This window comes from Flavobacterium sp. N2820 (genome assembly GCF_025947285.1).
Classification (GTDB): Bacteria; Bacteroidota; Bacteroidia; order Flavobacteriales; family Flavobacteriaceae; genus Flavobacterium.
In genome coordinates, this window is the sequence record NZ_CP110008.1 from 2,070,862 (window position 1) to 2,091,071 (window position 20,210).

Below are 20,210 nucleotides of genomic sequence, written 5' to 3' on the forward strand. Positions count from 1 at the left end.
TATGAAGCTATTCTACCCCTTACAAAACTTCTTATTTTCTTTAAAACCAGATCTTCCGGATACAGTTTTGTTGCTAATAATCTTGGCTTCCATTTTTGCTTTCACCTTTTTATTATACCATCAACTCAAAGTCTCTAACTACGAATTAAGCTTATTTAACAAAAAAATTTCTTTGCAAACCGCAGCAGAAAACAGAAAATATTTCTTGTATTTAGCCTTAATCTTTTTTATAACAGAATTTATTTATACTTATTTCGATTTAAATGTAACGCTTAAATTTTATTCTGGAAATTTTGTGGCATTTTATTGCATATGCTTGTATGCCTTGACAAGTTTCAAAAAAAGTATCAAGTTTACCAATCCACTTTTAATTTTCAGTTTTGCAGTATTTTGGAGTTTAGTTGTCTATAATTTAATTGTGGTTCCTATTCATTTTGTTCTTTTTTCAAAATACATTTTAATCTTATTTTTTTCAACATTTTTTATAAAAAAATTCAAGTACTACATCGCTTTTATAGGACTAAATTTTATAGTTCTTTTTTTTCTACTTTCGTTCAAAGTAAATGACAAAAACACAATAATTACACTCATAAACTGTGTATTTATAACGCTTTTAATTCATTTATCACAATTCATACGATACACTCAAAACCACAAGAATTTACTTTTTACTCAAGACATTATTAACAATACCAATTCTATAATTATTGCAACTGATGAAAACGGAAATGTAAAATATTGCAATGATTCAATTACAAAAATATTAGGCTATTCGTCCGAAGATGTATTGGGTAAAGCTTTTTGGGAACTAACAGAAGATAAAGACTTTACGAACTCAGATTACAATCATAAATTTATTCCAAATGCTGTTTATTTTAGAAAATTAAAATGTAAAAACGGAGAATTCAAATACATTCAGTGGACCGATTTTAAGCACACTAACAACTTATTTGTCGCAACAGGTCAAGATGTAACGTCAAAAATAAATTTAGAACGGAAATATGCTAATCTAATTCAAAATGCCAAAGACATCATCTATGAAAGCGACAGCTATGGAATGATAACGTATGTCAATAAATTTACACTTAAAATTTTAGGCTATAATTTAGAGGAAATTATTGGTAAAAATTTTAGCTGCTTTGTAAGAGAAGACTTCAAAGAATCTGTAATCAACTTTTACACACAGAACGAATTTGAAAATGACGAATATGATTTGTTTGAATTTCCAATTATTAAAAAGAATGGAGATGAGATTTGGGTTTCACAAAAAGTATCTATTAAAAGAGACCAAAACGATCAAATCATAGGTTATTCTTGCATTATGAGAGATATCACACTTTCAAAATCCATAGAAATTGAAGAACAAAAAAGAAGAATTGAAATCACTAGACTAAATGCTGTTTCGAATCGATTATCAACTTTAAACTTTTTACATTTTGATAATTTAAAATCATTGTTTGAACATATTTGTAAAGAAACTGCAATTGGTTTAAACATCGATCGTGTGGCTATTTGGGAAAATTTAGAAGAAAAAATTACGCTTGAAAACATCTATGTACTACATGAAGACAAACATTATGCAGACTTAACTCTTCACAAAAAAGATTTCAAAAACTACATCGATTCCATAGCAAATAGTCCGCTTATTATTGCTTCTGATGTCTATCAAAACAATGCTTTGATTGAGTTTACACATGAGTATTTTCCTGCCTACAATATTAAATCTCTTTTAGATATTCCAATTTATATTTCTGGAAAACTAAAAGCCATCCTTTGTTTAGAAGCCACGAATGAAATTAAATATTGGACTACTGAAGACATCAACTTTGCAAAAACTATAGGTGACATTGTAGCATTAACCATTGAAACAACAAAAAGACGCAAAGCAGAAAGCCAAATTGTTTATAAAAATGAAATTTTAACCGCAATTGCAAACGTAACCAGTAACTTATTAATCCATAAAGATAAAAACCAAATTTTTGATGCTTCAATTGAGCAAATTGGAAAAGTTTTAAAAGTAGACCGCTTGTATTATTTCGAAAACGACATTAAAACAAACTTGGTAAGTCAACGTTTCGAATGGACTTCAGCTACTGATTTAGCAGAAATTGACAATCCTGAACTTCAAAATATTCCTCAAGAAGAATTTGCCGATTTCATGAAACTTATTCTTAGTAAAAAACCTTACATTAGTTTAATTAAAAATGTAGCGGACTATAATCTGAAAAAAATTCTTAAAGCGCAAAATATTGTTTCTATTCTTGTAATTCCGCTATTTGATCAAGAAATTTTTTTAGGGTTCATAGGATTTGATGATTGTAAAAATGAACGGATTTGGTCTGAAGAAGAAATCAGTATTTTACAAACACTTGCCAATAATATTTCGGCAACAATAATCAGGATAAACAATGAGAAAGCTATTGCCGAAAGTGAAGAAAAATTTAGACTTTTAGCAAACAATATTCCAGCATCCGTATTTTTAGTTAAATATAACGATGAACGAACTAAAGTTTACCTAAACCATGAAATAGAAAAATTAACAGGTTACCACAGAGACGAATTTATGTTTAATAAAATTTCGTTACTCGATTTATATCATCCTGAAGACAAAGAACGAATTAGAGACCTTATTAATGAGGCTTTACAAAACAAAAAACCATATCAAATAACTTGTAGACTTATCAAAAAAGATGGCTCTTTTGTATGGATTGAAGAATATGGCGAAGGTGTAGTTATCAATGGTAAAACAACCTATATAGAAGGTGTATTAATTGACATTACTGAAAGAAAAATTGCCGAAGCAGCCGTTATTGCTAAAGAATTTGCTGAATCTTCCAACAGAGCAAAATCAGAATTTTTGGCCAATATGAGTCATGAAATCAGAACGCCTTTAAACGGAATCATAGGCTTTAGCAAATTACTGCAAAATTCAGAATTAACAGAAATTCAAAAGCAATATTTGGCTACAGTAAATCAATCAGCAGAAACATTATTAGATGTTGTAAATGATATTTTAGATATTTCAAAAATTGAAGCAGGAAAACTAGTAATTGAAGAAGAAAAAATAAGTCTTCATACAATTGTTAATAATTCAGTCGATATGATGAAATTTATGGCGCATCAAAAAAATCTGGAATTAATTGTAAACATTCATGAAGATGTAGAATGTGCTATTTGGACAGACGAAATTAGACTCAAACAAATTCTTCAAAATTTATTGAGCAATGCCATTAAATTTACTCATGAAGGCCAAATCGAAATAGAAGTTACTTCTAAAGGATTACATTTTGAAAAATCAGTAATGAAATTTGCTGTTAAAGACACTGGAATTGGAATTAAAGAAGAAAACAAACAAAAAATACTGGAAGCATTTACCCAAGAAGACAATTCAACTACAAGAAACTTTGGTGGTACTGGACTTGGATTGACTATCACAAACAGTTTATTAAAGTTAATGAATAGTAAATTAACTATTGAAAGTCAACCCAATAATGGTTCTATTTTTAGCTTTGAATTAATTTTAAAAACAGCACCTTGCGAAAATCATTTGGCGCTTAAATCAAATGCATTTAAAAAAGCATTTATTATTGAAGATAATGCGCTTGTAGGTTCAATTATTCAAAAAATGTTAGAATCATTCAAAATAGAATCGCAAATTATTCAACCCGAAGAAATTGATTTTGAAAAAGAAGCTCAAGAAAAAAAATTCGATTTACTGCTCTTAGATTTGGAATACCTTACAAAACCGGTAGTTCTAAAAATAATTAAACAACTCAAAGAGTATAAGAAAATTTCGGTTTTAGTCATGCAAAGTTCTACTTCAGATTTTCCAGATATTAATTATTATAAAAACGTTCAAAATATCATAAAACCGTTGAAACAAAATGTTCTTCAAAATTTTTTAAACAAAAAAATGGAGTCCAAAAAACAAACTCAAAAAACTAAACCTAAACAAGCCAAACAAAGAGATGAAGTAAAAATTTTAGTGGTAGATGACAATAAAATCAATATGCTACTAACTAAAACGTTGGTTCAAAACCAATTACCAAACAGTCACGTTCTTGAAGCTACAAATGGACTTGAAGCTTTGGAAATTGCAAAAATTGAGCGACCTGATGTAATTTTTATGGACATCCAAATGCCAATAATGAATGGTTATGAAGCAACTGTTGAAATAAAAAAAATATTACCAAAAACCATAATTATCGCACTTACTGCAGGAATCATAACCGGTGAAAAAGAAAAATGTATTGATATTGGAATGAATGATTTTATTGTAAAACCAATAGAAAAAAATATTTTTGAAGAAACTATAATAAAATGGGTAAACAGCGAACATAATTAATCCAATTAGTATCTTTGCTGCTCATTTGAACATTACTATTGCTATGAATCAAAACGTAAAAGGTTTTTCAAAACTTTCTAAAGAAGAAAAAATCAATTGGATTACTAATAACTATTTCATTAATCCTCTTGAAGCAAAAGAAAGCCTAACAAAATATTGGAATTCTGATGAAAATTTGCAAAAATTACACGACGAATTCATTGAAAACACGCTTACTAATTTTTATTTACCTTATGGCGTAGCACCTAATTTCATCATCAATGGAAAAAGCTACACAATTCCAATGGCAATTGAGGAAAGTTCTGTAGTTGCCGCAGCTTCAAAAGCAGCAAAATTTTGGGGTGAACGCGGTGGATTTAAAACTACTATTATTAATACCGAAAAAATTGGACAAGTGCATTTTCTTTTTAAAGGTGATGCCGAAAAATTAACTTCTTTTTTCAACCAAATAAAATCACACTTTTTTTCAGATACTAATGAAATTACCAAAAACATGCAAAAGCGTGGTGGCGGAATTTTAGATATTCAATTACGAGATAAAACTTCGGAAATCGCAAATTATTTTCAGCTACATGCCACTTTTAATACCAAAGACAGCATGGGCGCAAATTTCATCAACACTTGTTTAGAACAATTTGCAAAAACATTAGAAGCACAAGCCAATGACTTTGACGGATTTTCTCCTGAAGAAAAAAACGTACAAATCATTATGAGTATTTTGAGCAATTATGTGCCAAACTGTGTGGTTAGAGCCGAAGTTTCTTGCCCAATTGAGCAACTTTCAGAATCAGCAAATATTGATTCAAACGAATTTGCTCAAAAATTTGCAACGGCAGTAAAAATTGCAGAAATCGAACCCTACCGGGCTGTTACACACAACAAAGGAATTATGAACGGTATAGATGCTGTAGTATTAGCTACTGGAAATGATTTCAGAGCTGTTGAAGCAGGAATTCATGCTTATGCTAGTAAATCTGGACAATATTCAAGTTTATCACACGTTAAAATCGAAAACGGAATTTTCACTTTTTGGTTAGATGTTCCTCTGGCTCTTGGAACTGTTGGAGGCTTAACTTCGTTACATCCATTAGTGAAATTTTCTATGGAATTATTACAAAAACCATCAGCCGAAGAATTAATGCAAATAGTAGCTGCTGCAGGTTTAGCACAAAATTTCGCAGCTTTACGTTCGCTTACCACAACTGGAATTCAGCAAGGACACATGAAAATGCACTTGATGAATATTTTAAACCAACATCAGGCAACAAAAGAAGAAAAAGTTAAAGTTTTAGACTATTTCAAAGACACTACGGTTTCACACAGTTTAGTAATTGACTATTTAGAAAAAATAAGAAGTTAATGGAAACTCAAACGTTTTACAGCAACGGAAAACTATTACTCACAGGAGAATATGTTGTGCTCGATGGAGCAAAAGCTTTGGCTGTTCCAACACGTTTTGGACAAAACCTCATTGTAAAAAAAGGAAACAATCAACAAATCAAGTGGATTAGCTTTGATTTCGATGAAAGCATTTGGTTTCAAGACATTATTACGTTTTCAGATATAAAGAGCAAACACCTTGCAGAAAATAACCATTCCGTAAAAAATACTTTAATCGAAATTTTACACCAAGCATTCATCCAAAATTCCGATTTTTTAAACAAAGAAGGTTACGAAATCGAAACGCATTTAACGTTTCCTCGAATTTGGGGTTTAGGAACTTCCTCCACCCTGATTAACAACATTGGACAATGGTTACAAATTGATGCATTTGAATTATTAAATAAAAGTTTTGGTGGTAGTGGTTATGATGTGGCATGTGCGCAAACCAATTTACCCATTATCTATCAATTAGAAAATGAAATTCCGCATTTTAAAACAGTCCATTTTAATCCAAAATTTAAAGAAAACATTCACTTTGTTTATCTGAATCAGAAACAAAGTAGTAAGTCGGCAATTTCTAACTATTTAACACAACGACATAAAACCAACAAGGTAATTTCAAAAATTAATACAATTACGTGTGAAGCCATTGACTGCAAAGAAGGAAAAGAATTTGCCAAATTAATGGAACACCACGAAATTATCATGAGCGATGTTTTAGAAACAAAAACAGTTCAAGAAAATTTATTTTCTGATTTTAAAGGTGTTGTGAAAAGTTTAGGCGCCTGGGGAGGCGATTTTGTAATGGTGCTCTCAAAAGAAAATCCGAGAAACTATTTTATTGAAAAAGGATATTCTACTATTTTATCCTATGAAGAAATGGTTTTATAGTCTTTAAAAACTAATAAAAACAAAAAATCCCGACAATGTCGGGATTTAAGTGGTACCTCCAGGGATCGAACCAGGGACACATGGATTTTCAGTCCATTGCTCTACCATCTGAGCTAAGGTACCTTTACAATTTAGAGCATTACTGCTTGTTGATTGCGGGTGCAAATATAGAACGATTTTTATATTTTCCAAAACAAATAATAAAAAAAATCAATTTGTATATTTGTCCCATCTAAAATAAAAGCATGCTTATTACTATCGATGTTGGGAATTCAAGAATTAAAGTCGCTGTATTTGAACAAAATACACAAATCGAGTTGTTTGCATTTGAACCAAAAGATGCGCAAAAAAAAATTGAAAATATTTTAAAAAAATATCCGAGTACAACCCATTCTGTGATTTCGAGCGTTGGAAAACTCAATGCAACAGTTTTAAATTATCTTCAAACACACACAAGACTTCAAGTAATAAATCACGAAACAAAATTTCCTTTCAACAATTTATATGCTACGCCAAAAACATTAGGAATCGATCGAATGGTTGTTGCTGCAGGAGCCGTTTTAAAATATCCCAACCAAAACAGGTTAGTAATAGACGCCGGAACTTGTATTACTTATGATTTTATTGACGAAAAAGACAATTATTTAGGTGGTGCTATTTCGCCAGGAATAAAAATACGCTATAAAAGTTTAAATGATTACACGGCAAATCTTCCGTTACTAGAAAAAAAAGAAATTGAACATTATATTGGAAATTCAACCGAAAACTCAATTCACAGTGGAATAATCAATGGCATTTGCCATGAAATTGACGGCTTTATTTCCCAATATTCTCTTAAAAATCAAGATTTAACAATAATTTTAACAGGAGGCGATGCAGATTTTTTGGCTAAAAGATTAAAAAGCACCATATTTGCCAATTCAAATTTCTTACTTGAAAGTTTGAAAACTTTATCAATTTATTTAAATGAAAATGATTAAAAAAATTATAGTTGTAGTTGCAATTTTGATGACTACATTTTCTTGGGCTCAAGACAACTCTTCTTCACCATATTCATATTATGGCTTAGGAGAGATCAAATTTAAAGGCACGCAAGATTCTAGAGCTATGGGTGGTTTAAATATTGTTGGAGACAGCTTGCATTTGAATCTTATGAATCCCGCTTCTTATTCTAGATTAAGGTTAACTACTTTTGGAATTGGTGGCACAAGTAATTTCAACAGATTACAAACTGAATCAGAAAATGAAAAAGCACAAAGAACAACACTTGACTACATTGCAGTTGGATTGCCTTTAGGTAAATTTGGTTTTTCATTTGGCTTAACACCATTTTCTGCGGTGGGTTACAAAAATCAAGATGTTTCTGTAATTGACGGTATGGAGAGAACTCGCCTATTTTCTGGAGATGGAAACATCAATAGAGTCTTTGTAGGTGGTTCGTATAGTTTTACAAAATCTTTCAGTTTTGGAGTAGATTTTTCGTATAATTTTGGAAAAATAAATAGTCAGGCTGTTGAATTTATAACAGACCCATCGGTTCAATTAGGATCAAGAGAAAGAAACACATCAAACATAAAAGGAATAGCTGCAAACATAGGATTACTTTACAATACGCCATTGAATGCAAAAACAGAATTTTATTCAAGCTTAACCTACAGCCCTGAAGCTGAACTAAATTCTGACAACAATAGAAATATTGCTACCATTATATACAACATAAACGGTTCAGAACTAGTAGCTGATGAACAAGATATTCCTGTAAACGACACAAAACTTATAATTCCAACTAAAGTAAGCTTTGGCGCTGGTATTGGAAATTCAAAAAAATGGTTAATTGGAGCAGAAGTTTCTTTTGCCGAAAACAGCAAACTAACTAATCGATTTGATGATATCTATGATGTAAGCTTTGAAAATGCTACAAAAATTTCTGTCGGTGGATTTTTTATTCCAAAGTATGATTCGTTCTCAAGCTACTTAAGCAGAGTCGTTTACCGAGCTGGTTTTAGATATGAAAACACTGGTTTAGTAATAAACAACGAAAGCATTAATGACTATGGCATGAATTTTGGATTAGGTTTACCAGTTGGAAATTCTAGCATCAACTTAGGTTTTGAATTTGGTAAAAAAGGCACAACCTCTAATGGTTTAATAGAAGAAAATTATTTCAACTTAAGCGTGGGATTATCATTAAGTGATATCTGGTTTAAAAAGAGAAAAATTGATTAATAATTATAGTAAAAGAAAAATGAAAACGAAATTATCTTTATTATTTGTAGCTGTAGCTGGTTTATTTGTTCAAGCCCAAGACACTGAGGCATGTACTGAAAATTTGAGTCTTATGGCAACATCAGTGAAATCTAAAAATATTGATGCTTATGACTATTTAACTTTATTGAGAAAAGATTGTCCTTCTTTTCACAAAAGTATTTATTCATATGGCGAAGCTGCTATCAAGTTAAGAATTGAAAAAGCAACAACTCCAGCAGACAAAGAAAAGTATGCACGTGATTTGATGAAATTTTATGATGAACACGACCAAAATTTTCCAAACAATGGTGCAGGAAATAAAATGAAAAAAGGATTGGTTCTGTTTGACAACAATTTAGGAACTGATAAAGAAATATACGACTTATTAGACAATGCTTTTAAAACTGATTATGCAAACTTTAAATATGCAAAAGCAATGTATGTTTATTTTGAGATACTAGTTAAAGATTTTAAAGCAGGGAACAAAGGTGTTGAACTACAACAAATTTTTGACAAATATGATGACTTATCTCAAAAATTAGTTGAAGAAGAAGACGAGCTTACAAATGAAAAAGACGGTTATTTAAGCAAAGAAGAAGCAGGAGAAACTCTTTTAGACAAAGAGATTAAGAGAAAAGAAAAAATAGAAAGTAATTTAGAAATTTTTGCAGGTGTTAAAAATGATATGGATAACATCATCTTAGAACTTTCTACTTGCGACAAGTTAATTCCGTTCTATCAAAAAGGATTTGAAACTAATAAAGGAAACGAAGAGTGGTTAAAAAGAGCCGCAAATCGTTTAGAAGCTAAAGGTTGTGATTCTGATCCATTATTCTCTAAAATTTCTGAAGCACTTTACAAATTAAATCCAAGTGCAGAAGCAGCTGAAAAATTAGGAGTAGTAGAATACCAAAGAAAAAACATCAGCAAAGCAATGGATTATTTTAACCAAGCAGCTGATTTATATAAAGACAACTCTAAAAAGGCGAATGTATATTACAAAATGGCAAGTATTTACAGCAAAAGCAACAAAGTACAAGCTCGTAACTATGCAAGAAAAGCTTTAGCCGTTAAACCATCTTATGGAAAAGCATATTTATTAATTGCTCAACTGTATGGAAGTAGCATTAACGATTGTGGAAATGATCAATTTGAAAAAAGAGCCATGTATTGGTTAGCCGCTCAATATTGTGATAAAGCTGGCGCAGCTGATTCATCAATAAAAGGATTAGCAAGCAAAACTGCTGCAAGTTACAGAGCTGCTGCTCCTTCTAAAACTGAAATTTTCCAATCAGGAAAAGCTGGACAAAGAATTGCTTTTAACTGTTGGGTAGGAGAAAGTATAGCTGTACCAAATTTATAAAATGAAGAAATTCATAAAAAATAATATAATTAACATGGTCACGATTTGTATCGTGACTATGTTTTTTTCATGCGAAAGCGACATTCAAAAAGTTAAAAAATTAAATGAAACTTCTTTTATTCCAACAGGAGAAGCTGATTCATTGAATTTAAAATACACAGACTCAGGAAAAATCAAATCCATACTTCTAAGTCAAAAAATGCTTGATTATAGCAACATTCAAAATCCTTTCACAGAATTTCCAAAAGGAGTCAATGTTACCTTATTTGACAACAATGGAAAAACAACAACTATTGTTTCAGACTATGCCATTTCATATAAAAAAACCGACATAATCGATTTACAAGGAAATGTAACCATCACCTCACACGATGGAAAAAAATTAGAAACATCTCAACTTTACTTTGACCAAAAAAACGAATGGTTTTTTACAGAAAAACATTTTAAATTCACTGATGCAAATGGAGGTTATCTTCAAGGCCCAGGAGTAGATTTTAGTAAAGATTTCAAGATTTTTAATATGCAAAAAAGTAGTGGCCAAATAAATTCAATTGAAAAATAATTGCATCATTTACTTTTAAAATTATTACTTTTGATAAAAACTTAATTAATTATGTCTTATTTAAAATTCATACAATACATTTATTTAATATTTGCTGCATTCTTCTTTTATGATGCGGCAACAAAATTTAAAAATAACGAATCTTACGGTTTGAGCTTAATTATTGCTCTAGTTGCAGTGGGAATGTTCTACTTTAGAAGACATTTTTACAATAAATACCAAAATAAAAAATAGTCTTCTTTAAGTTCTAGTAGATTTATTTTACTACAAAATTAGAAATTAATCAACCTTTTTATAGCTTAATAAAAAGACAGATTACCCATAATTTATAGCAATTAACACAAAAACCAAAATTTCTTTAAAAATTAGGCTAAAAATATAGCGTTACTATTTTATTATTAAATAGATAATTGTATTTTCGCCCTCTGAATAAAAAATTAAACACAAATAAAATGGCAGTTTTATCTAAAATTAGACAACGCACTGGATTACTTATAATTGTTATCGGGTTTTGTTTATTAGCATTCTTAGTTGGTGATGCTTTTCAAAGTGGATCATTTGGTTCTGATGCAAATGAAATTGGCTCTGTAAACGGAACTGATATTCAAACGCAAGACTTCTTACAAAAAGTTGCATTAGCAGAGAAACAAGGACAAGGCATAAGCAATACTCAAGCGCTAAATAGTACTTGGGAACAAGAAGTTAGAAACATTATCCTAACAGAAGAATTTGAAAAATTAGGCTTAAAAATTGGTGACGAACAATTGATAAATATCATCAAACAAAACCCTAGTTTGGCTCAAGACCCACAGTTTCTAAATGCTGCTGGTTTATTTGACGAAAACAAACTTAAAGAATTCATCAAATCTTTAAAAAATTCTGGCGACCAACAAAGATGGTCTCAATGGAAAGCATTTGAAAAAAACATTGAAAAGTACACCATTGAACAAATGTATAACACAATGATTAAATCTGGTGTTTATACAACTAAATCTGAAGGTAAATTAGCCTATAAATTAGAAGCAGACAAAGTTGATTTTGATTATGTAATGGTTCCTTTTACATCTATTAACGATGATCAAGTAAAGGTAACTGATGCAGAAATCATCGACTTTATGAAAAAAAGTCCAAAAAAATATAAATCAGACAATACTACATCTGTTGATTTTGTTTTATTTGAAAACAAACCTTCAAAAGAAGATGAATTAGCAATGTCTACAAAAATCAATGAATTAAAAACAAAATTTGATTCAGTAGCTAATGTAGGTAAATTTGTGAATGAAAATTCAGACATCAAATTTGATTCTACTTATTTAGCAAAAAAAGACCTTCCATTAGATTATCAAGAACAATTATTTAACCTTCCTACAGGTAGTGTTTTTGGTCCATATGTTCATAACGGACACCAATGTTTGTCAAGAATGATCGGTAAAAAAGGTAATGCAAGCGCGAAAGCTAGTCATATTTTATTAGCTTATAAAGGTGCTCCTCAATCAGCAGCTACAAGAACTAAAGAAGAAGCTCAAGCTTTAGCAAATACATTATTAGCCCAAGCAAAAGCAAACCCTGAAGGTTTTGCAATGTTAGCAATGACTAATTCTGATGACCCAGGATCAAAAAATAATGGTGGAGAATATGACAACATTACACCAGGTCAAATGGTTCCAACGTTCAATGATTTCGTATTTAACAACCCTGTTGGTTCAATTGGTTTAGTTGAAACAGACTTTGGGTTCCATGTAATCAAAGTTTCTGCAAAATATGATGCGGTGTTAATGGGAACTGTAGCGCAAAAAATTCAACCATCTGACGCTACAATTGATGCCATCTACAGCAAAGCAAGTCAGTTTGAATCGGATGCATTAGAAAATAAAGATTTTGCAGCTTTAGCAAAAAAATCAGGAATTGAAGTAATAAATGCAAACAACATCAAAGCATTTGACGAATATATTCAAGGTTTAGGTTCTCAAAGAGATATCGTAAGATGGTCATTTAGTGATGATACTGATATCAATAGTATTAAACGTTTTGAAACAACTCAAGGGTTTGTAATTGCAAAATTAAAAGCTAAAAACGAAACGGGCTTATTACCTATAGAATTAGCAAAACAATCTGTTGAGCCATTATTAAAAAACCAAAAGAAAGCAGAATTAATCAAAAAGAAAATGAGTGGAAACACTTTAGAAGCGGTTGCAAAATCGTCTGGAGCATCTGTTCTTCCTGCAATAGGAGTTTCTTTAAAAACGCCTGTAATTCCAAATATTGGCAACGAACCAAAAGTAGTTGGAAAAGCATTTAATTTAGCTTCTGGAAAAACTTCTGAAATAATTGAAGGAAACTCGGGTATGTATATGATTAAAGCAAAATCTGTAGTAAAAGCAACTGATTTACCAGCTTACACAACATATATTAATCAAGATAGAACTCAAAATCAGTCGTATTCAGTTTCAAAAGCATATACTGCTTTAAAAGATAAAGCTGAAATTAAAGACAATAGAGGAAATTTCTAAAACAAAAAAATCATATAACGAAAAGGGATTAACACAAAGTGTTAATCCCTTTTTTAATTCTCCTTATTAAAACTAAATTTACACCTATAAAAGAATAAATTAATAAACACAAATCATTTGATTTCTTGCCCTAATTTTTAACTACCAACTCAACACTTTCAATAATAAATAAAGTTGCTTAAAACATCACATAACTAGCTCTTTTATCTGCAACAAAAGAATCAAATGCTCCTAAATAAATATATTTTTACTTATTTAAAACAATCAGGTAAAACACACAAGTAGTAAAACAAAAAAAGCCTTTCAAATTGAAAGGCTTTTTTTATATGTTGCAAAATAAAATTATTAAGCTTCAAACGGAACTACAGATACATACGATTTGTTTTCCGCTTTTTTCTGGAATTTTACAACTCCATCAACTTTAGCATGTAAAGTATGATCTTTTCCCATGTAAACATTTTCACCTGGGTTGTGCTTAGAACCTCTTTGTCTAACAATGATGTTTCCAGCAATAGCAGCTTGACCACCGTAAATCTTAACGCCTAAACGTTTCGATTCTGATTCTCTACCATTCTTCGAACTACCGACACCTTTTTTGTGAGCCATGATGTTTTGGTTTTATAAGTTAATACTAAAATTAAACAGCTTTACCACCGTTTAACTCATCTTGTAATTTTTTTAATTCGTCCATTTTACCATCAGCAGCTAATTGCGCTTGTTGAGCCCAAGTAGTTGGATCTAAATGTTGTACTTTAGAAGCAGATGCATCTAAAATTGCTTTTACTTCTTCAGCAGATGCAGCAGCTAATTTTGCAAATGTATCAATTCCTGCAGCAACTAATGCTTCAGCAGCTTTTGGTCCAATACCTTCTACAATAGCTAAATCATCACCTTTTTTTGAAGCTTTTGCTTTTGGAGCTTTTTCTTCAACAGCTTCAACTAATTTTTCAGCTTTTGGTGCTGCTTCTTTTTTAGGAGCTGCGGCTTTTTTAGTTGAACCACTTGCCAAAATTCCCTCAATTAAAATTTGAGTAAATGATTGTCTGTGACCGTTTTTCTTTTTGTAACCTTTTCTTCTTTTCTTTTTGAAGACAATTACTTTATCACCTTTTAAGTGTTGTAACACTTTGGCTTCTACTGAAGCTCCTTCTACAGCTGGGGCGCCTAAAGTCACGTTTCCGTTGTCATCTAACAAAAGAACTTTATCGAAAGAAACTTTCGAACCTTCTTCTGAAGCTAAACGGTGAACATAAACCTTTTGGTCTTTGCTTACTTTGAATTGTTGCCCTGCTATCTCTACGATTGCGTACATAACAATGAGTTTAGTTAAAAATTTTAAGGTTGCAAATATACAATAATTTATAAATCAAACAACTAATGATTGCAATAAAACAGTAAAAAAAATATTTCAGAACATTTTTTCATAAAAAAATACCGATTTTTGTAACATAATAATATAATTACGACTTATAAAAATTATATCAAACAAATTAATAACGTATGAAAAAATCTTTAATGGCTTTAGGAACTGCACTAATGCTTGGCGGAACTGCTTCAGCTCAAAAAGTAACATTCGAAGAGTTTGATTTAGACAACGGTCTTCACGTTGTACTTCATCAAGACAATTCGGCTCCAGTTGTAATCACATCGGTTATGTATCACGTAGGAGCAAAAGACGAACAACCAAACCGTACTGGTTTTGCACACTTTTTTGAACATCTTTTATTCGAAGGAACAAAAAACATTGGCAAAGGCGACTGGTTTAAATTAGTTACGGCAAACGGAGGAAACAACAATGCTAATACTACGGATGACAGAACTTATTACTATGAAGTTTTTCCATCAAATAATTTAGAATTAGCTATTTGGATGGAATCGGAAAGATTAATGCATCCGGTAATTGACCAAAAAGGTGTAGATACACAAAACGAAGTAGTTAAAGAAGAAAAAAGACTTCGCGTTGACAATCAACCTTATGGTAATTTGATTAAAGCGGTTAAACAAAATATGTTCAAAGTACATCCATACAAATGGACTACTATTGGTGAAATGGAACATTTAGACGCTGCAACATTAGAAGAATTTTTAGCATTTAATAAAAAATTCTATGTGCCAAATAACGCAGTTTTAGTAATTGCTGGTCAGTTTGACAAAGCACAAGCCAAGGAATGGATTGCTAAATACTTTAGTCCAATACCAAAAGGAGCTCCTGTAACACGTCAAAAAATAGAAGAAGCGCCAATTACACAAGAATTTAGAGCATCTTGGGAAGATCCAAATATTCAAATCCCAATGCTTGTAGCTTCATACAGAACACCTTCTATGAAATCTCGTGATGCTCGAATTTTGGATATGATTTCTACCTATTTATCAGATGGAAAAAGTTCAAAACTTTACAAGAAAATTGTAGACGACAAAAAAATGGCTTTACAAATTGGAGCTTTCAACTACAGTCAAGAAGATTATGGCATGTATTTGATTTATGGTTTACCAATGGGTGATAATACTACAGCATCAATCTTAAAAGAAATTGACGAAGAAATTGCAAAAATGCAAACCGAATTAATTTCTGAAAACGATTTCCAAAAACTTCAAAACAAATTTGAGAGTAATTATGTAAGTAACAATGCTTCTGTAGAAGGAATTGCAGATAATTTAGCAACTTACTATATGTTGTATGGCGATATCAACTTGATTAATACTGAAATTGATATTTATCGTTCTATTACAAGAGAAGAAATCAGAGAAACAGCAAAAAAATACCTAAATTCAAACCAAAGAATGATTTTAGACTATGTTCCTGCTAAAGACAAAGCTCAAAACTAAGATCGAAAACATATGAAAAAATTTATATACATCGCAGCCAGTTTATTTTTAACAATAACTATGCAAGCACAAGACAGACCTCAACCAAAAGCTGGACCAGCACCAACAATAAACATTAATAAGCCACAAAGTTTTGTGCTTAAAAATGGTTTGAAAGTTTTGGTTGTAGAAAACCACAAATTACCTCGTGTTTCTTTCAATCTTACGCTAGACAATCCGCCTTATGCAGAAGGAACTAAAAAAGGAGTTTCTGACATCTTAAGTTCGATGATTGGTAATGGAACTGAAACAATGACTAAAGACGCTTTTAATGAAGAAATTGATTTTTTAGGAGCAAACATAAATTTTTATGCTTCTGGAGCTTCAGCAAATGGATTATCAAGATATTCTAAAAGAATATTAGAATTAATGGCAGATGGAACATTAAATCCTTTATTTGTTCAAGAAGAGTTTGAAAAAGAAAAAGCAAAACTAATAGAAGGTTTAAAATCTGACGAAAAAAGCGTTTCTGCAATTGCAAGAAGAGTTGAAAACGTTTTAACCTATGGCAAAGAGCATTATAAAGGTGAATTTACTAGTGAAGAAACATTAAACAATGTTACTTTAAATGACGTTATACTAAACTACAACACCTACTTTGTACCCGGAAATGCTTATCTAGTAATTGTTGGAGATGTTAAATTTAAAGAAGTTAAAAAAGAAGTTGAAAAACTTTTTGGAAACTGGAAAAAAGCAACTGCTCCTCAATTAACTTACTCTGACCCAAAAGATGTTCAATATAGTCAAATCAACTTTATTGATGCACCAAATGCGGTTCAATCTGAAATCGCGTTAGTAAATTTGTCAAATCTTAAAATGACAGATAAAGAATACTTCGCTGTTTTATTAGCCAATCAAGTACTTGGTGGTGGTGGTGAAGGAAGATTATTTCTAAACTTACGTGAAAAACATGGTTGGACTTATGGAGCTTATTCGTCAATAGGATCTGGAAAATATATCAACAAATTTCGTTCAAGTTCTTCTGTAAGAAATGCAGTAACAGATAGTGCTGTTGTAGAGGTATTTAACGAATTGAAAAGAATTAGAACAGAATTAGTTTCTGAAGAAGATTTAAGAAATGCAAAAGCTAAATACATTGGAAACTTTGTAATGCAAATTGAAAAACCTTCTACAATTGCTGGTTATGCTTTAAATAAAGAAACACAAGGGTTACCAGAAGATTTTTACGAAAATTACATCAAAAATATTAATGCAGTTACCGCTGAAGATATTAAAAACGCAGCTAATAAATATTTCTTAGCTGACAAAACTAGAGTTGTAATTGTTGGAAAAGCTGGCGATGTTTTACCAGGACTAGAAAAAATGAGTAAAACAGAAAAATTACCGATTTTTTATTTTGATAAATATGGTAATCCTACTGAAAAACCTGAAGTTAAGAAACCTATTCCAGCAGGTGTAACAACTCAAACGGTTTTAACCAACTATCTAAATGCTATTGGTGGCGAAAAAGCAGCTAAAAGTGTAAAAACATTAGCTACATTTTCATCAGGAACTGTTCAAGGAATGCCTTTAGAATTAGTTGTAAAAACAGCGCCTAATAAATTAGGTGTTGAGATGAAAGCCATGGGTTCTACTATGATGAAGCAAGTAGTAAACGAAAAAGAAGCTTACATGGTACAACAAGGTCAAAGAAAAGATATTACTGGAGATGACTTAAAAGACATGCAAGCTGAAGCTACAACTTTTAAAGAATTAGCTTTACTAAACAATAAAGAGGTAATATTAACAGGAATTGAAAACATTAATGGCGCAGATGCTTATGCTATCAAAAACGGAAAATCAACATTATATTATGATGTAAAAACAGGATTTAAAGTTGCTGAAGCTAAAGATGTTGAACAAGGTGGCCAAAAAATGACACAAACAACTTACTACCAAGATTATAAAGATGTAAAAGGATTAAAATTCCCATACAAAACTATTATGAATGTTGGTATTGAAATCGAACTAACAACATCTGAAGTTAAAATTAACGAAGGTGTTACTGATGCAGATTTTAAATAATATCAGATACTAATTTTTAAAAAGCACTCAAGAAATTGGGTGCTTTTTTTATTTTCTACTCGAAAAATAAACCCCCACTAAAACTACCAAAGCACCAATTACCTGAACAATTGATAAAGTCTCATTCATAAATAAATAACCCAACATAATTGCAACCACAGGAATTATGTAAGTAACAGAAGAAGCAAAAACAGGCGATGAAAGTTGGATTAATTTAAAAAATAAAATATTAGAAAATCCAGTACCAACAATTCCTAAAACAACAATAAAGCCAAGTGATGTTTGTACTTTTTCTTGATGTACAATATCAAAAAAATCTGAAAAATAAAGCACTAACAAAGCAGGAACAAACATCACTACAAAATTCCCAGTACTGATAGCTAAAGGTTTTAAATCAGATAAATATTTTTTAATTAGATTAACGTTAATTCCATAAAAGATTGACGCAATAACAATCAAAATTGCATAATAATAATTTTCAGTAGTATTTTCTCCGTCACCAAATAAAACCAACAACACACAACCAATAAAACCAATGATTACTCCAAAAATTTGTCTTCGTTGAACGTCTAATCCAAAAAAGAATAAACCCACAAGCAACGTATTCAATGGCGTGAGCGAATTCAGTATAGCACTCACAGAACCATCAATTTTGGATAAAGCAATAGCAAACAAATAAGCTGGCACAAAAGTTCCAAAAACAGAAGTCAAAGCAATATATTTCCATTTATATAACGGAATTTTTGCAATTTGCTTGAAACCTACAATCATTAAAAACAAAGCAGCAAATAATATACGTAAACTTCCTAATTGAATTGAATTTACACCTTGCAAACCCAATTGCATCAATATGAAAGAACTCCCCCAAACACAGCCTAAAAAGCCCAATAAATACCACTTTGTTGAATTATTTTCCATAGCATAATTTTCTGCTTCAAAATTCAGGCTTTATTTTTAAAATAGCACTATGAATTTTTGTAAATTTGTAACAACTTAAAAACGAGTTATTTTATAAATTTTATTTCCATGAAAAATATCAAAAACATAGCTTTTGCAATAGCAATTACACTTTTTGCAGTAAGTTGTAAAAAAGAAACAACTTCAGAAACTAAAGAAGTTGCAACAGCAAAAACAGAAATTGCTGCAGAAAATTTAGAAACAGCAAGTTTTACAATTGAAGGTATGACCTGCGAAGTTGGTTGTGCAAAAACAATCGAAAGTAAACTAACTGGAACTGATGGCGTAAGTGAAGCTACGGTAGATTTTGAAACAAAAATTGCCACAGTAAAATTCGACAAAACAAAACAAAGCGTCGAAACACTAACTAAAACCGTTGAAAAAGTGGGTGGTGGAGATTTGTATAAAGTTACAAAAGCTGAAAAAAGCACAGACAAAGTTTAATTGTCAACAATATTCAGTAAAAAACCCGCAAAAATTTTGCGGGTTTTTCTATTTCCATTCTAGTGTTTCCATAATTCGTCGCATATCATCCTGAAGATATTTTGCTGCAGGTAATATCGAATCAAAATTTGGTTTTGCATAAAAATATACACTTCCAGTGACAAAATTCTTGGTACTATCTGTTACATAAAACTGTGCATTCGTTGCTGCATTTCCACCAACTTGATAAAACATTCCATAAACCTTTTTGTTGGTATTAATAAAAGGCTGTTCTAAAATATCATCTGCTTTGATAACGTGTTCATAAGTGAGCTTTTGCGCATCTCTAAGCAAATCATTAATATTATTATCAACCGATTTATGTGTTAAATAAATGGTTGCTTTCATCTTTGGATAATTGATTTCAAACGAACAATTTTTATCTTTAATTTGCCCAGATTTGTTAACATCAAACTGATAAGCACAATTTGTTTTAAAAGTTTCATACGTTGCATTTGGATATTCTAATCTCAAATGTCCTTTTGGCTTTGGGACAGATTCATCTCCACAAGAAAACAATGCAAACACAAGAATCAGCGCAACATACTTTGTTAATTTTTCTTTCATAATAATCAAACG

Annotated in this window: 15 protein-coding genes and 1 tRNA gene; 11 read left to right on the top strand and 5 right to left on the bottom strand. The window is 30.9% G+C overall.

Features of this window, described 5'->3' with window-relative positions; genetic code table 11:
- Position 1: 1 nt before the first annotated feature.
- The 3 genes from OLM52_RS09940 to OLM52_RS09950 are packed head-to-tail and all read left to right on the top strand — an operon-like array spanning position 2 to position 6,619.
- Positions 2-4,345, top strand: coding sequence for a PAS domain S-box protein (locus OLM52_RS09940; RefSeq protein WP_264548361.1), 4,344 nt, complete (start codon positions 2-4; stop codon positions 4,343-4,345).
- Positions 4,346-4,388: 43 nt separating this feature from the next.
- Positions 4,389-5,705, top strand: coding sequence for a hydroxymethylglutaryl-CoA reductase, degradative (locus OLM52_RS09945; protein ID WP_264548362.1), 1,317 nt, complete (start codon positions 4,389-4,391; stop codon positions 5,703-5,705).
- The gene (locus tag OLM52_RS09950) at positions 5,705-6,619 is read left to right on the top strand and encodes a GYDIA family GHMP kinase (RefSeq protein ID WP_264548363.1); all 915 of its coding nucleotides are present in this window, start codon (positions 5,705-5,707) and stop codon (positions 6,617-6,619) included. Before OLM52_RS09945 ends, OLM52_RS09950 begins: the two co-directional genes overlap by 1 nt.
- A 50-nt stretch (positions 6,620-6,669) precedes the next feature.
- On the opposite strand, the gene OLM52_RS09955 is transcribed toward OLM52_RS09950, so the two are convergent.
- Positions 6,670-6,742, bottom strand: a tRNA-Phe gene (locus tag OLM52_RS09955).
- Between the two features lie 122 nt (positions 6,743-6,864).
- Here OLM52_RS09955 and OLM52_RS09960 point away from each other — a divergent pair.
- The 5 genes from OLM52_RS09960 (at position 6,865) to OLM52_RS09980 (ending at position 13,301) form a co-directional block, all read left to right on the top strand.
- Positions 6,865-7,599, top strand: a complete 735-nt coding sequence (locus OLM52_RS09960; protein ID WP_264548364.1) for a type III pantothenate kinase — start codon at positions 6,865-6,867, stop codon at positions 7,597-7,599.
- A complete protein-coding gene (locus OLM52_RS09965; RefSeq protein ID WP_264548365.1) occupies positions 7,592-8,845 on the top strand; it encodes a hypothetical protein in 1,254 nt (417 codons plus the stop codon). The genes OLM52_RS09960 and OLM52_RS09965 overlap by 8 nt, the downstream gene beginning before the upstream one ends.
- Positions 8,846-8,864: 19 nt before the next feature.
- Entirely contained in the window at positions 8,865-10,229 is a 1,365-nt protein-coding gene (locus OLM52_RS09970; RefSeq protein WP_264548366.1) for a tetratricopeptide repeat protein, read from the top strand.
- Between the two features lies 1 nt (position 10,230).
- On the top strand, positions 10,231-10,791 hold the full coding sequence (lptC, locus tag OLM52_RS09975; RefSeq protein ID WP_264548367.1) for an LPS export ABC transporter periplasmic protein LptC: 561 nt from the start codon (positions 10,231-10,233) through the stop codon (positions 10,789-10,791).
- Between the two features lie 452 nt (positions 10,792-11,243).
- A complete protein-coding gene (locus OLM52_RS09980) occupies positions 11,244-13,301 on the top strand; it encodes a peptidylprolyl isomerase (protein WP_264548368.1) in 2,058 nt (685 codons plus the stop codon).
- A gap of 345 nt (positions 13,302-13,646) precedes the next feature.
- On the opposite strand, the gene rpmA is transcribed toward OLM52_RS09980, so the two are convergent.
- Entirely contained in the window at positions 13,647-13,907 is a 261-nt protein-coding gene (gene rpmA, locus OLM52_RS09985) for a 50S ribosomal protein L27 (RefSeq protein ID WP_008254927.1), read from the bottom strand.
- Between the two features lie 31 nt (positions 13,908-13,938).
- Positions 13,939-14,613 (bottom strand): 50S ribosomal protein L21, encoded by a 675-nt coding sequence (gene rplU / locus OLM52_RS09990; RefSeq protein WP_264548369.1) that lies wholly within the window; start codon positions 14,611-14,613, stop codon positions 13,939-13,941.
- A gap of 188 nt (positions 14,614-14,801) precedes the next feature.
- On the opposite strand from rplU, the gene OLM52_RS09995 reads away from it, so the two are divergent.
- The gene (locus tag OLM52_RS09995; RefSeq protein ID WP_264548370.1) at positions 14,802-16,127 is read left to right on the top strand and encodes a M16 family metallopeptidase; all 1,326 of its coding nucleotides are present in this window, start codon (positions 14,802-14,804) and stop codon (positions 16,125-16,127) included.
- 12 nt (positions 16,128-16,139) lie between these two features.
- A complete protein-coding gene (locus tag OLM52_RS10000; protein ID WP_264548371.1) occupies positions 16,140-18,191 on the top strand; it encodes a M16 family metallopeptidase in 2,052 nt (683 codons plus the stop codon).
- Positions 18,192-18,239: 48 nt separating this feature from the next.
- On the opposite strand, the gene OLM52_RS10005 is transcribed toward OLM52_RS10000, so the two are convergent.
- Entirely contained in the window at positions 18,240-19,109 is an 870-nt protein-coding gene (locus OLM52_RS10005) for a DMT family transporter (protein WP_264548372.1), read from the bottom strand.
- 108 nt (positions 19,110-19,217) lie between these two features.
- Between OLM52_RS10005 and OLM52_RS10010 the strand changes: the two genes are divergently transcribed.
- Positions 19,218-19,592, top strand: a complete 375-nt coding sequence (locus OLM52_RS10010; RefSeq protein WP_264548373.1) for a heavy-metal-associated domain-containing protein — start codon at positions 19,218-19,220, stop codon at positions 19,590-19,592.
- Between the two features lie 48 nt (positions 19,593-19,640).
- Here the strand turns inward: OLM52_RS10010 and gldD are convergent, their stop codons facing one another.
- Entirely contained in the window at positions 19,641-20,198 is a 558-nt protein-coding gene (gldD, locus tag OLM52_RS10015) for a gliding motility lipoprotein GldD (protein WP_264548374.1), read from the bottom strand.
- Positions 20,199-20,210 lie beyond the last annotated feature (12 nt).

Excerpts from the sequence above, each read along its gene's own strand:
- OLM52_RS09940 (WP_264548361.1), top strand. The coding sequence starts at position 2 with ATGAAGCTATTCTACCCCTTACAAAACTTCTTATTTTCTTTAAAACCA.
- OLM52_RS09945 (WP_264548362.1), top strand. The coding sequence starts at position 4,389 with ATGAATCAAAACGTAAAAGGTTTTTCAAAACTTTCTAAAGAAGAAAAA.
- OLM52_RS09950 (WP_264548363.1), top strand. The coding sequence starts at position 5,705 with ATGGAAACTCAAACGTTTTACAGCAACGGAAAACTATTACTCACAGGA.
- OLM52_RS09960 (WP_264548364.1), top strand. The coding sequence starts at position 6,865 with ATGCTTATTACTATCGATGTTGGGAATTCAAGAATTAAAGTCGCTGTA.
- OLM52_RS09965 (WP_264548365.1), top strand. The coding sequence starts at position 7,592 with ATGATTAAAAAAATTATAGTTGTAGTTGCAATTTTGATGACTACATTT.
- OLM52_RS09970 (WP_264548366.1), top strand. The coding sequence starts at position 8,865 with ATGAAAACGAAATTATCTTTATTATTTGTAGCTGTAGCTGGTTTATTT.
- lptC (WP_264548367.1), top strand. The coding sequence starts at position 10,231 with ATGAAGAAATTCATAAAAAATAATATAATTAACATGGTCACGATTTGT.
- OLM52_RS09980 (WP_264548368.1), top strand. The coding sequence starts at position 11,244 with ATGGCAGTTTTATCTAAAATTAGACAACGCACTGGATTACTTATAATT.
- rpmA (WP_008254927.1), bottom strand. The coding sequence starts at position 13,907 with ATGGCTCACAAAAAAGGTGTCGGTAGTTCGAAGAATGGTAGAGAATCA.
- rplU (WP_264548369.1), bottom strand. The coding sequence starts at position 14,613 with ATGTACGCAATCGTAGAGATAGCAGGGCAACAATTCAAAGTAAGCAAA.
- OLM52_RS09995 (WP_264548370.1), top strand. The coding sequence starts at position 14,802 with ATGAAAAAATCTTTAATGGCTTTAGGAACTGCACTAATGCTTGGCGGA.
- OLM52_RS10000 (WP_264548371.1), top strand. The coding sequence starts at position 16,140 with ATGAAAAAATTTATATACATCGCAGCCAGTTTATTTTTAACAATAACT.
- OLM52_RS10005 (WP_264548372.1), bottom strand. The coding sequence starts at position 19,109 with ATGGAAAATAATTCAACAAAGTGGTATTTATTGGGCTTTTTAGGCTGT.
- OLM52_RS10010 (WP_264548373.1), top strand. The coding sequence starts at position 19,218 with ATGAAAAATATCAAAAACATAGCTTTTGCAATAGCAATTACACTTTTT.
- gldD (WP_264548374.1), bottom strand. The coding sequence starts at position 20,198 with ATGAAAGAAAAATTAACAAAGTATGTTGCGCTGATTCTTGTGTTTGCA.